A 13258-nucleotide genomic window follows, 5' to 3' on the forward strand; every position below is an offset into this window, starting at 1 on the left:
ATTGGTTAACCTTACAATGAGTCGCGACTACAAACCCTCACAAGCCAAAGCAAAAAGCAAAAGCAGCGGCAGCACTTTCTTTAACGGCCTGCTGGTCGGCCTGTTTTTGGGTGTCGCGCTGACCGTGGCACTGATTATCTACATCAAAGGTGATCACAGCCCATTTTCCAGCGCGTTCAAAAAAGACGAGGGCCAGCAAGAAATCCCGATCAAGAGCACCGTCACCGAAGAAGAAGTCAAACCCGGTAGCGCTTCTATTGAGGACCCTAACAAGTTTGATTTCTACACCATTTTGCCCGACACCGAGAGCAAGATCAGTGAACAGCAAGTGAAAAAGAACCCGACCATCAAGCAAGAAAGCTATTTTGTGCAAGTCGGCGCCTTTGCCAAAGAAGATGATGCCAACAATCTCAAAACCCGCCTGGCACTGGTCGGGTTTGAAGCATTTGTGCAAACGGCAGAAATCCCCAACAAAGGCACCATGCACCGCGTGCGTATTGGCCCGCTCAATGACTTGGCCAAAATCAACAAAATTAGCCACGATCTGGAAACCAATGGCTTCCAGGCCAATCTGATCAAGGTCAATATCGAATCTTCAACCCATTAATGCCGCTGTCATCGCGTTGTCATCGTACGCACAGCTGCCACGTTATTGCATGATGTTCCACAAAACTTTAGGAAACTGACTTTATGAAAAATATGTTGTTGAGTTTGATGCTTTGGGCTGGCTTTACCGCGACCTCAGCACTGGCAGACCCGCAAATGGGTGAACAGTTTGATCAGGTTGCGCAGCAAATCACAACCGACCAACCGGCCAAAATCGAAGTCATGGAATTGTTCTGGTACGGCTGCCCGCACTGTTACCACATGGAACAGCCACTGCAAGCCTGGGTGAAAAAACTGCCAGCCGATGTTTATTTCAAACGCATCCCAGCGCTGCCCAATGCCAACTGGGCACCATTGGCTAAAACTTACTTTGCTATGCAAGAGCTTGGCGTGCTTGAAAAACTGCATAGCCAGTTATTTGATGCTATCCACAAAAGCAAAGCCCTGAGCCCACAATCTGACGAAGCCGCAGTGATTGACTGGGTCATCAAGCAGGGCGGGTTAGACAAGATTAAAGTAGAAAAGGCCTTCAAATCGTTTGCCGTCAACATGCAAATGAATAAAGCCATGCAAACGTTCCGCGCTTCGGGCGCGACCGGCGTGCCAGCCCTGATTATCGACGGTAAATTCATCACCGGTAGCTCTATGGCCGGTGGTAATGAAGCGGCCCTGCAAACCGCAGATTTCATTATTCAAAATGTGCGTAAAGACCGAGCTGCCGGTAAGAAATAAGCCAGCAGCTTGAATTAAAAAAACGCCTGATGTCACCAACATCAGGCGTTTTTGTTTTGATGCTTCGAAAGACTAAAAAAGCTATTTCATTGACCACCGATGAACACAGATACACGCCGAGGGCAAAACCAGTTCATTAAACAACCACACACATTGCTAGCGTTTTCTTTCGCCTTTAGGCGAGTCACTTTCTGGTGCTTGTCCCCCAGAAAGTAACCAAAGAGGAAGACACCCAGCCATCACGGCCTAAAGGCTTCCTTGCGTTGCTCAACAAAGTGGGCGTCCATCGAAACTCGCCCTAGCGGCTTGCACAACCCGCAAGCCACCGCGGAACTCGAACAGCCGATGGCCGACTACTCCCACTTTGTCTCCGCTACTCAGCGTGATGGGATGGGATTTATCTCATCTAACTTGCATGGATTTAGTTTGGACGGTTTAAAAACCGGATTCTTTTGTTAAACCTGCTAAACGGTGGCGCTCGCGGGTGTTCGGGGTCCCCATCTGCCGCGCCGAGCAACGCAGGGTTGGCGGGAGTCTTCGGCCATCGGCTGTCCGAGTTCCGCAACAAGCCACGTTTTATGTGGCTTGTCAGGGCGAGTTTCGATGGTCGGCCGGCAAACCGAGTAGCACAGGAATCAAGCGGAAGTTGGGGTGTCTTGTTCTTTGCCTTCTTTCTTATGGACAAGCATAAGAAAGAAGGTCGCCTAGAGGCGAAATAGATCGCTCATTAAATAACCAAGCAACTTACTACTAATATGCCCTTCGCTTTTGCAAGCAAAGAAAAGTAACTCGCCGAAAAGGCGAAACAAATGCTCACGAAATACTGTTACGTCGGAAAAGAAAGGAAATCTAACAATCACCTTATCAGTCCATCCAAACCAATACGTTAACGACCCGCCTTCAACCAACGCCCAATCCAGGTTTCCGGCATTTCCGTCCCCGTCACTAGATAATGCAATGTCTTAATATCATGCATCACAAAACGTTGTATCGATTTGGCCTGATCCAGACCACAACATAAAATCGTGTCGCCAATTTGCAACGGTGTGGACAACTCCGGCAATAACATCTTTTGCTCGCCACGCACCAGCATCAATGGCACCACCGGCATTTCATGTAGCTGCTGTCCGGCCGGGCGCATCATCAAATGCTTGAGCGCAGGGTGTATGCCTTGCTCCATCAAGGCGCATACAGCCACGGCCATGTCGCCTGTAATGGTGATATCCCAGGTATCAGGCACTTGCTCGCCTAATTTTGAAACCAGTTGCGCAATCACGGCATTGGCCCAGGCGTTACCCTGATGCCTGGCGGTTACCAGAAACTCCGCCAGCATCGGTGACACCATATAAGACAAACAGGTGTGAGCAATCACATCGCTGGGCTGCATGGTAATATCGGCATTAAAGTGCTGGAACAGCGGATCATTATGCCGTTTGTTTTTGCGGATGATGACGAACAGCTTTGGATTCAGTTCGAGTGCTGTCATCACAATCGACAAATTATTAATATCATTGTCGGTCCCGGCAACAATCCCCACCGCATGCTCTACCCCAGCCTGCTGCAGAATGTGCGATTCAACGCCGCTGCCAATAATACAGTCTTCACATTGCGTGCCCTGCGGATCAGCCTCAATCACGGTGACATGCATCTGGCCATTTTGCAGACTGCTGACTACCGACTTGCCAAAACGCCCGAAACCACAGGCGATCCAATGCCCTTGCGGCACGGGTGCTGGCGTAGCAATCGCATCTCCCGGCGCCCTGGTCAGCCATTCGTGCAACAAATAGGTGCCCAGCGCGTTTAAGCGCATGGCCAGATGCTCGCCAAAAATATTGTAAGGGTTAATAATACGGTCAGTACCAAATGACGCCATATTGGCGGCAATTACATCGTTTTGCACACGCGCCAGTACCGGCAAATCTGGCTTGATCAGTTTCACGGCCACCGAAATCGCCAGGTTGGCATGGTCATCATCGGTCAGGGCAGCCACGCCACGGCACATCGGGTTTTTAATGCCGGCATACAGCAACACTTCTGACAATTTAGCGTCTGCACACAAATGCGGGATATAGAACTGGTAATCGGTCATTTCCAGTTCATTGATACGCTCCGGCGAAATCTCCAGCACCACGACGCGTAGTTCATTTTTATCCAGCGCCCGCACCAGTTCACCACCTGTTTCACCATAGCCGCAAATCAGGTAAAACGGTTCCATCAGGTTTCTCACATCACGCTGAAACATGGCGTTTTTAAACGCCAGCTTTAAGGCGGATTCCTGAAACAGCGCAATGATCGCGCCGATGGCATAGAACCAGGAAATGACTGTCAGGTAGATCGAAAAAGTCATCCACAAACGCTGATGCGTGGTGAACGGGTAGGGGATTTCACCGAAACCAATGGTGGTCGCGGTATAACTCAGAATATAAAACGCATCAAAAAAACCGTAGCGATAAGGCTGGCCATGATCATCTAAGCCAGGGATCAGCACGAAACCGATCATGGCGATGGCATAACTGATGATGACCATCAGCAGCGGCGCACGCATACGCCGCAAAATCAGAAAGATGATTTGATTGAGACTCACCGCTGTCTCCGTTAATGCACGCTAGCGGCGCAGGGTCACGGTTTCGTAGATCAGCAGAATCACTGAAGTGATATTGGCCAGAAAAGCACCGCCAGACAAGGAAACAATGCCCACAATCACCTCCGGCTCTGCGCCTTTGCTCCCGGCCACTACCCAGATAATCGCTGCAGCAATCAGCTGTATGTCAGCAACCAGGCTGGTCGCCAGATGAATCGCACCTATCTGGGTGCGGTCACCAAACTTGAGGACGGTGGCAATCAGGTTGACCACAATCGCCACATATAATTCGTAATGCAAATGGTGTTGCGGATTATCAATTTCGCCGACAAAAAAACCGAAATTGAGTGTCATGGCCAGAATAATAAAAAAGCCAAAAATCACTTTTTCCAAATTCATTACGTTTCCCCAAGCATTGTTTTATGGCATTCTACCCGATTAAAATTTGTTTACTGCGATGTTTTTTATGTCGAAAAATAGTGTGTCTGCCATGCGTGTTTTAATTACCGGCGCCTCCAGTGGCCTTGGCGCTGCGATGGCAACCGCCTATGCTGAACAATATGGTGAGCAACTACAGATCGCCTTATGTGGTAGAAATGAAACCGCCTTACAGACACTGGCTGACGGTTTAAAGCAGCAATATCAAACCACCTGCGCGATTTATTGCGTAGATGTGCGTGTCGCCGCGCAAATGCAGTCCATGGCGCAGGACTTTTTACAACGCTTTGGCGCACCGCATATCGTCATCGGCAACGCCGGGGTCAGCCGTGGCACCTTAACCGAGTTTGCCGAAGATATCCCGGCGTTCCAAGCGGTATTTGAGACGAATGTCATGGGCCTGGTACATACCTTCCAGCCTTTGATTGAGGCCATGAAAACCGCTGCTGGCCAAGGGGAGCCTGCGCAACTGGTTGGCATTGCCAGTGTTGCCGGTATTCGCGGCCTGCCAGGCTCGGGCGCATACAGTGCCAGCAAGGCTGCCGCCATCACTTACCTGGAAAGCCTGCGCGTGGAAATGCAGTTATACGGCATCGCCGTCACCACCATTGCGCCTGGTTATATCCGCACGCCAATGACCGATATCAACACCTATCCCATGCCGTTTTTAATGGCTGCCGATGTATTTGCACGCAAAGCACAGCGGGCCATTGCAGCCAAACGGCGCTTTATCATTATTCCGTGGCAAATGGGCCTGGTGGCACGCCTGATGCGCTTATTACCCGCGTGCGTGTGGGATCTTATTATGAAAAAAGCCCCGCACAAGGCGAGGCTTTAATCCCTACGCGGAGTTGGCTAGGTCAAGTCTTTAATGGTTTCAGTGGAACCATTGGTTTTCACCGAAGCAATACCATTGTCACGCCCAGCCTCCGCAGAATACATCTGGCTGGTGCCAATGACCTGGCTATTACCTGCCAGTAAATTGAAATAAGGGCGGCCATCTTTGGCCGTCAGCTTCTGATAACGCTCATCCAGCGGACTGTTTTTCTGCACAGACTCAATGCCGTTTTGTGCCGCCGCTTTGGTGGTGTATTGCTCGCTTTTAAGAATCTGCTCACCATTACCCGCCTTCAATGCAAAACTAAATTGACCGTTTGCATCACTTTTTGTTAGTTCAAACCAACCTGCCATCGCTCGCTCCTTTGATAAACAATTAAAGACTGCGCAACCATTAAAGCACTTTTTACAGAAAAAAAATGATATTGCCGATATAAATTTTACATTAGTTTACATAAATGCCGTCAACAATAATTTACATTCTTAAAAATGCATGGCTGACTTTTATTAAGATACAGGCAATAGAAAGCCCAGCACGAAGGCTGGGCTTGGATACAGAATCTTTCGATTCTTTATTGTAGCAACGGCTCTCACCCCGGATGACCACAACGGTTCAATAATAAGGAATAAGAATATGAATAGCAAGCAAGCTTTGAAATATAGCATTGGCTTGGATATTGGCATTGCTTCTGTCGGCTGGGCGCTATTAGGGGAAAACAGAATTATTGATTTGGGAGTGCGTTGTTTTGATAAAGCCGAAACAGCAGACAAAGGTGAATCACTCAATCTGGCCCGTAGATCAGCACGTTTATTGCGACGACGTTTGAGAAGGCGCGCATGGCGATTAACCAAGCTCGCACGGCTATTAAAACGTGAGGGGTTAATTTCTGATGTGAATATACTCAAACAACCACCTGCCAAAGGATTTACAACGCCTAATTTATGGCAATTGCGTGTTGAAGCACTGGATAGAAAACTCAACCACGAAGAATGGGCCAGAGTCATTTACCATCTGTGCAAACAGCGTGGCTTTCACTGGCTGAGCAAAGCCGAAGAGAAAAAAGCGGACGATGACAAAGAAGGTGGCGCGGTCAAAAAAGGTTTGGCAGGCACCAAAAAACTGATGCAGGACAAAGGTTATCGTTCGGCAGCTGAAATGGTCATCACTGAATTTCCGGATGCGCAACGCAATAAACGCGGTGACTATAGCAAAGCCTTATCACGCGAGTTACTTTCCACCGAGTTGCAATTGCTTTTTGATCGTCAGCGCGCATTGGGCAATCTTAGTGCATCTAGTACGCTCGAAGATAAATTGCTTGAGCGCAAGCATGGGTTGCTATGGGCACAAAAGCCTGCGCTATCTGGTGAAGCGCTTTTGAAAATGTTAGGTAAGTGTACATTTGAGAAAGACGAATATCGTGCGCCTAAAGCCAGCTTTACTGTAGAACGCCATGTGTGGTTAACCCGACTAAATAATTGCCGTTTAATTATTGATGGTGAAAAACGTGCGCTGACACCAGCAGAACGCGTACTTGCTATTCAGCTGCCCTATGACCAGAGCAGCGATTTTACCTATAAGCAATTTCGCAAAGCATTGGTAAAAGCTGGCCTGACAAATGAATTCCGTTTTGCCGGATTGGTTTATCCTAGCCAATCAGAACAGGAAAAAGCCAAAGACCCGGAAGATGAGAAACTGATTAAATTACCTGCCTGGCAACAATTGCGCAAAGCCATGAAAGAAGCCAATTTAGAGAGCGAGTGGCAGAAGATAGCAGTGGATGCACTAGATGGTAAGGCACAGCTTTACGATGAAATTGCCAGAGTCCTGAGTATTTACAAAGAAGATGAGGAGGTTGAGCGGGAATTAAACAAACTGGATTTACCCAATAAATCTTGCATGGTTGAAGTATTACAAACTGTGCGGTTCGAGCAATTTAGTAATCTTTCCCTTAAAGCGCTGTACAACATACTGCCGCACATGGAAAAAGGCCACCGCTATGACGAAGCCTGCTTGGCGGCCAGATATCACCATAGTCAACTGCATCACACAGGCACAGATGAGTTTCAATACCTGCCCCTTTTTTACAGCGGGCGCGATAGAGATGGTCGCCTGAAATTTAACGAAGACCTGGATATCCCACGCAACCCGGTTGTGCTGCGAGCATTAAATCAGGCGAGAAAAGTGGTCAATGCCCTGATCAAAAAATATGGCTCGCCAGATCAGGTGCATATTGAAATGGCACGCGATTTATCAAAATCGTTTGATGATAGGCGCGATATTAAAAAAGCACAGGACGAATACAGGGATCGCAACGAAAAAGATCGTACAACCTTTAACCTTGAATTTAATACTACTGGCGAATTGAAAGGCCGTGACTTTGAGAAGTGGCAGCTTTACCGAGAGCAACATGGCAAGTGTGCCTACTCATTACAAGCGCTGGATATCAATCGCTTATTTGAAATGGGGTATGCAGAAGTCGACCATGCCCTGCCATATTCACGTAGCTACGATGACAGTAAAAGTAACCGCGTATTAGTGCTGGCTGCCGAAAACAGAAACAAAGGCAATATGACGCCTTATGAATACTTGGGAGGTGCCCAGAATAATTTGCGCTGGCTTGAGTATGTGGCTTTTGTAAACTCCAACAAAACCTATCGCCAGGCCAAACGCAACCGACTGTTAAGAAAAGACTTTGGCGAAGAAGCGGCCAGGGAGTTTAGTGAACGCAATCTGAATGACACTCGTTATATCTGCCGTTTTTTCAAAAACTATATCGAGCGTTACCTCAAACTGGCAGATACCAGTGACAGTAAACGCTGCGTGGTCGTGAACGGTCAGTTAACTTCATTCTTAAGAGCACGTTGGGGTTTAGTCAAAGTGCGTGCCGATTCAGACAGGCACCACGCTTTGGATGCTGCCATCGTCGCAGCTTGTAGCCATGGCATGGTTAAACGCCTGGCGGATTACTCAAGACGTAAGGAGCTTGAAACTGCTCGCGAAGGTTTTGTGGATATCACGACAGGCGAAGTAGCAAACCACGCCATGTACACACAACTTGAGCAACATTTCCCATTCCCTTGGCTACACTTTAGACAAGAGTTACAAGCGAGGCTTTTCGCAGATGATTTACCAGCATTGCGTAATGAGTTACAAAATATGGGCTATGGCGCTGATGCGCTGGAGAATGTTAAAACATTATTCGTCTCGCGCGCACCTCAGCGCAGGAATAGCGGTGCCGCCCATAAAGAGACCATTTATGGACAATCAGAGAAACTGGCGAAAACTGGGAGTGTGACGCAGAAAATAGCCGTGACCGATTTGAAACTATCAGACCTGGATAAGTTAATTGACCCGCACCGTAATCAAAAGCTGTATGCCGAGATTACCAAGTGGCTTAAAGGCAGGGATGATCGAGAAAAGCGTGCGAAGGAGATTGAAGCAAGCTTGGGCCGAGGTAAAGACAAACGTGAGACAACCAGCGAGGAAAAAGCCGAAATTGAAGGCTTAAGAGCTTTACCTCGCAAACCGACCAATGATGACACACCGGGCCCAGTCGTACGCACAGTCACTGCCGTAATTGATAAATTATCAGGCATTCCGATTCGGGGAGGTGTGGCGAAAAACGACTCTATGCTACGGGTGGATGTATTTAGTAAAGCAGGGAAATTTCACCTTGTACCCGTCTATGTGCATCATCGAGTGACTGGATTGCCTAATCGAGCGATTGTGGCTAATAAAGAAGAGGGAGACTGGTCATTAGTGGATGAAACATTTGATTTCTGCTTTTCTCTCTATCCTAATGATTTTGTAAGAATAACCCTTAAAAATGAGTTACGAGAGGGCTATTATTCAGGCTGTGACCGCGCAACAGCATCCGTCAGTTTATGGGTACATGACCGCAATGCATCTGTAGGTAAAGATGGTTTGGTAAGAAGTATTGGGGTTAAAACTGCTCTAAATGTGGAGAAGTTTAATGTAGATGTTTTAGGTAATATCTATCCAGCACCAAAGGAAACCCGCAATGACTTGGCGTAGCGTAGTTATCTCTCAACCAGCCAAGCTACGGCGTGAGCATTTTTCGCTGGCGATTGAGCAAACGCAAACAGCCTTTGTGCCGTTTGAAGATATCGCTGTCATTGTGCTCAATAACAGAGAGATCACTCTCACCCACCCAGTACTTTCTGCCTGTGGTGAATATGGCATCAGCTTATTTTCCACAGGTGATAATCATCAGCCAAATGGCATTTTCTTGCCTTATCTTTCGCATTCACGCGCCAATAAATGGATGCGCCTACAGTTAGACTTCCCTAAGCCAAAGTCCAAACAAACCTGGGCAGCAATCATACGACGAAAAATTGCAAATCAATCGGCCTGTTTACGCCTTTGCGGGCGCGATGGTGTTGATCGCTTGGAGTCTTACGTTGGGCGAGTGCGATCTGGTGATATTGAAAATATGGAAGGCCAAGCCGCTGCTTTTTACTTTCCACAGCTTTTTGGTAAAGGCTTCAAACGTATGCAAGAAAGCTTTACTAATGCAGCGCTAGATTATGGTTATGCCGTATTGCGCGGCACGATTGCACGCGGCCTGGTTGCACATGGCATGATGCCTGCGATGGGTATTTTTCATGCCAGTGAACAAAATGCATTTAATCTGGCTGATGACCTTATAGAGCCATTCCGCCCATTAGTGGATTTATGTGTCAAAAACATGCCCATGCCAGCAAATGATGCTTTAACGCCACTACACAAGGCGACATTGGTTAATCTGCTCAATATAGATATTGCGATGCCGCGTGGCACCATGTCAGTGTTATCAGCCATTGAGCATACTGTAGAAAGTCTTGCCCGAGTCCTGGATGGTGGCACGCCTGAGTTATTAGAGCTGCCCATGCTCATAGGCTTGGAGCAACATCAACTAGAGTATTAACCATGAGCGGGGAGACCAGACGATATATGCGATTGCTAGTATTATTTGACCTCCCTGTTGTGACCAAGGCTGAACGTAGAGCCTACACACTTTTTAGACGTTTTTTGATCAACGATGGCTACGACATGATTCAATTCTCGGTTTATGGCCGTCTAATCAATGGTAATGATGCGCTCGATAAACATCTCAAACGATTAGCAGATAACTTGCCACCTGAAGGCTCAGTGCGCTGTTTAAGCGTGACAGAAAAGCAGTATGCCAGCATGAAGTTACTGGTTGGGCTGCCGCTTTTTCAAGAAAAAAAGGTCAAATCAGACCAGCTTCTTCTGTTTTAAATCATTGTTTTAAAAAATTAAACCCGCCCCAGGTGTTAGCTGGTGCGGGTTTGGTGAGAGCCTATTGTAGATCATCCGGGGTGAGAGAGGGAGCTACAACTGGCGTAGCATCGGGACCATCGCCTTTGTCATTGTAGATCATCCGGGGTGAGAGAGGGAGCTACAACCAGCGTCGCAATCACGTGTTCAACCAGCATATTGTAGATCATCCGGGGTGAGAGAGGGAGCTACAACGGATCAAACGTTGTAACCGCCAATCCTCTGATTGTAGATCATCCGGGGTGAGAGAGGGAGCTACAACGGTGGCCTCGGTTCTGTTATTTCTGCCGGTATTGTAGATCATCCGGGGTGAGAGAGGGAGCTACAACTTTAAAAACAGTACGATCACTGAAATCAAAATTGTAGATCATCCGGGGTGAGAGAGGGAGCTACAACCCACGTAGTCGTTCGAGCAGCTATCCCAAAATTGTAGATCATCCGGGGTGAGAGAGGGAGCTACAACGCTGCAATGTGTGGCAACCAAGACAATATAATTGTAGATCATCCGGGGTGAGAGAGGGAGCTACAACGCGGAGTGACTGCTATAAGCATCGCATTTGATTGTAGATCATCCGGGGTGAGAGAGGGAGCTACAACGTCGAGCATAACACTATGGAAACAGAACTTATTGTAGATCATCCGGGGTGAGAGAGGGAGCTACAACATGATTATCGACGCATGGGCAACCCGATGGATTGTAGATCATCCGGGGTGAGAGAGGGAGCTACAACCCTCTGCATGACGAGGGTTTAACTTGATTGATTGTAGATCATCCGGGGTGAGAGAGGGAGCTATCCTACTTCTAGATTAGCGTAATGGATATATAAAAAAAGCGACTGTGCATAGTCGCTTTCATGGCTAAGATTTGAGGGTTTATGCACAACCGCAGCCTCTTCACCATAGAAGGACAAACGCCCCTCAAAATTAAATAGCAAATATTACGCCTGATAAACCTTTTTCCAAAATCCCAGGGAGTGAGTTTTTATCTTAACGTGCAATCGGTTTGTAGCGGATACGCTTGGGTTTGGCGCCTTCTTCACCCAGCCGTTTTTTCTTGTCGGCTTCGTATTCCTGGTAGTTACCGTTAAAGAAGGTCCATTGCGAATCACCTTCCGCTGCCAGAATATGCGTCGCAATCCGGTCGAGGAACCATCGATCATGTGAGGTCACCAGTACGCAACCTGCAAACTCCAGCAAGGCGTCTTCTAACGCACGTAGGGTTTCCACGTCGAGGTCGTTGGATGGTTCATCCAGCAGCAAGACGTTGGCACCAGAAATCAGGGTTTTGGCCAGGTGTAAACGGCCACGTTCACCGCCAGAAAGCTGGCCAACGACCTTTTGCTGATCACCGCCTTTGAAGTTAAAACGGCCAATATAGGCACGGCTTGGCATTTCAAACTTGCCAACGTTCAACATATCCAGGCCACCAGAAATCACGTCAAACACCGTTTTGCTGTCATCTAAGCCTTCACGCGACTGGTCAACGGCTGCCAGCTTGACGGTTGGCCCTGTGATAATTTCACCGCTATCCGGCTGCTCCTGACCTTGCAACATACGGAACAGGGTGGATTTACCGGCACCGTTAGGGCCGATGACACCGACAATCGCACCGGGCGGAATGCTGAACGACAGGTTATCAATCAGCAGACGGTCGCCAAAGCCTTTAGAGACATTATTAAACTCAATGACTTGATTGCCTAAGCGCTCGCCTGGCGGAATAAAAATCTCCTGTGTTTCATTGCGGCGCTGGTACTCAACACTGGACATTTCTTCGTAACGGGCCAGACGCGCCTTGCTCTTGCTTTGGCGTGCTTTTGCACCCTGGCGCACCCATTCCAGCTCTTGCTTCATGGCTTTGCGGTGGGCATCTTCCTGTTTCTGCTCTTGTGCCAAGCGGTCTTCTTTTTGCTCCAGCCAGTTTGAGTAATTACCTTTCCATGGAATACCTTCGCCACGGTCCAGTTCCAGGATCCACTCAGCAGCATTATCAAGGAAGTAGCGATCATGGGTAACGGCAACCACGGTGCCCGGGAAACGCACCAGGAACTGTTCCAGCCAGTCCACAGACTCCGCATCCAGGTGGTTGGTCGGCTCATCCAGCAACAGCATATCCGGTTTGGAGAGCAGCAATTTACACAAGGCCACACGGCGCTTTTCACCGCCGGACAATGGTCCGATCACGGCATCCCATGGTGGCAGGCGCAGCGCATCGGCGGCAATTTCCAACTGTTGCTCGACATCGCTGCCGCTGGCCGCGAGGATATTTTCATACTTGGCCTGGTCTTCGGCCAGTTTGTCAAAATCAGCATCTGGCTCGGCATAAGCCGCGTAAATCTCTTCCAGCTTTTGCTTGGCTTCCATGATGGCACCCAAACCAGCTTCGACCTCCTGACGCACAGTTTTGTCCGGATCCAGCTGAGGCTCTTGCGGCAAATAGCCGATGGACAAATTAGGCTGCCATTGTACTTCGCCTTCGTACTCTTTATCGGCACCCGCCATGATGCGCAACACAGTGGATTTACCCGAGCCATTTAAACCCAGCAGGCCGATTTTGGCACCCGGGAAAAATGACAAGGAGATATTTTTAATGATTTGCCGTTTGGGCGGCACGATTTTGCTCACGCGGAGCATGGACATCACATATTGCGCCATGAGAAATTCCGGGACGGTGATTGAAAGTGCGTATTTTAATACGCGCGGTCAAAATTAGCTTGTAGATAAAAGTATTCGACATGAAAAAAGGGCCTTTCGGCCCTTTTTTA

At 48.3% G+C, this 13258-nt stretch carries 10 protein-coding genes and 1 CRISPR repeat array; of the genes, 6 read left to right on the forward strand and 4 right to left on the reverse strand.

Annotated features, from left to right (window positions below; all coding sequences use genetic code 11):
* Positions 1-16: 16 nt before the first annotated feature.
* Both OH31_RS07090 and OH31_RS07095 read left to right on the forward strand, forming a co-directional pair.
* Positions 17-607 (forward strand): SPOR domain-containing protein, encoded by a 591-nt coding sequence (locus OH31_RS07090; RefSeq protein WP_024930182.1) that lies wholly within the window; start codon positions 17-19, stop codon positions 605-607.
* 83 nt (positions 608-690) lie between these two features.
* Positions 691-1338 (forward strand): thiol:disulfide interchange protein DsbA/DsbL, encoded by a 648-nt coding sequence (locus tag OH31_RS07095; protein WP_024930183.1) that lies wholly within the window; start codon positions 691-693, stop codon positions 1336-1338.
* Between the two features lie 886 nt (positions 1339-2224).
* Here the strand turns inward: OH31_RS07095 and OH31_RS07105 are convergent.
* Both OH31_RS07105 and OH31_RS07110 read right to left on the reverse strand, forming a co-directional pair.
* Positions 2225-3883 carry a TrkA family potassium uptake protein gene (locus tag OH31_RS07105; protein WP_024930184.1) on the reverse strand — a complete coding sequence of 553 codons (1659 nt, stop codon included), beginning with the start codon at positions 3881-3883 and terminating at the stop codon, positions 2225-2227.
* Between the two features lie 60 nt (positions 3884-3943).
* Positions 3944-4318, reverse strand: a complete 375-nt coding sequence (locus OH31_RS07110; protein ID WP_019880750.1) for a DUF6394 family protein — start codon at positions 4316-4318, stop codon at positions 3944-3946.
* A 58-nt stretch (positions 4319-4376) separates the two neighbouring features.
* On the opposite strand from OH31_RS07110, the gene OH31_RS07115 reads away from it, so the two are divergent.
* Entirely contained in the window at positions 4377-5195 is an 819-nt protein-coding gene (locus tag OH31_RS07115) for an SDR family oxidoreductase (protein ID WP_024930185.1), read from the forward strand.
* Positions 5196-5212: 17 nt separating this feature from the next.
* Here the strand turns inward: OH31_RS07115 and OH31_RS07120 are convergent, their stop codons facing one another.
* Complete coding sequence (locus tag OH31_RS07120; protein ID WP_024930186.1) at positions 5213-5548, reverse strand: YegP family protein; 336 nt, start codon at positions 5546-5548, stop codon at positions 5213-5215.
* A gap of 280 nt (positions 5549-5828) precedes the next feature.
* Here OH31_RS07120 and cas9 point away from each other — a divergent pair, with 280 nt between their 5' ends.
* From cas9 to cas2, 3 genes are read left to right on the forward strand one after another with little or no spacing between them, the layout of a single operon-like run.
* Positions 5829-9230 (forward strand): type II CRISPR RNA-guided endonuclease Cas9, encoded by a 3402-nt coding sequence (cas9, locus tag OH31_RS07125; protein ID WP_024930187.1) that lies wholly within the window; start codon positions 5829-5831, stop codon positions 9228-9230.
* Positions 9217-10122, forward strand: coding sequence for a type II CRISPR-associated endonuclease Cas1 (cas1, locus tag OH31_RS07130; protein WP_024930188.1), 906 nt, complete (start codon positions 9217-9219; stop codon positions 10120-10122). Before cas9 ends, cas1 begins: the two co-directional genes overlap by 14 nt.
* A gap of 2 nt (positions 10123-10124) precedes the next feature.
* Positions 10125-10457: a CRISPR-associated endonuclease Cas2 gene (gene cas2, locus OH31_RS07135; protein ID WP_036298882.1), complete on the forward strand. Its 333-nt coding sequence runs from the start codon at positions 10125-10127 to the stop codon at positions 10455-10457.
* 63 nt (positions 10458-10520) lie between these two features.
* A CRISPR array of direct repeats spans positions 10521-11294; the repeat unit is 37 nt; unit sequence ATTGTAGATCATCCGGGGTGAGAGAGGGAGCTACAAC.
* Between the two features lie 189 nt (positions 11295-11483).
* Here the strand turns inward: cas2 and ettA are convergent.
* A complete protein-coding gene (ettA, locus tag OH31_RS07140) occupies positions 11484-13148 on the reverse strand; it encodes an energy-dependent translational throttle protein EttA (RefSeq protein WP_024930190.1) in 1665 nt (554 codons plus the stop codon).
* Between the last annotated feature and the right edge of the window lie 110 nt (positions 13149-13258).

This window comes from Methylophilus sp. OH31 (genome assembly GCF_000576615.1).
In the GTDB taxonomy this organism is placed as follows: Bacteria; Pseudomonadota; Gammaproteobacteria; order Burkholderiales; family Methylophilaceae; genus Methylophilus.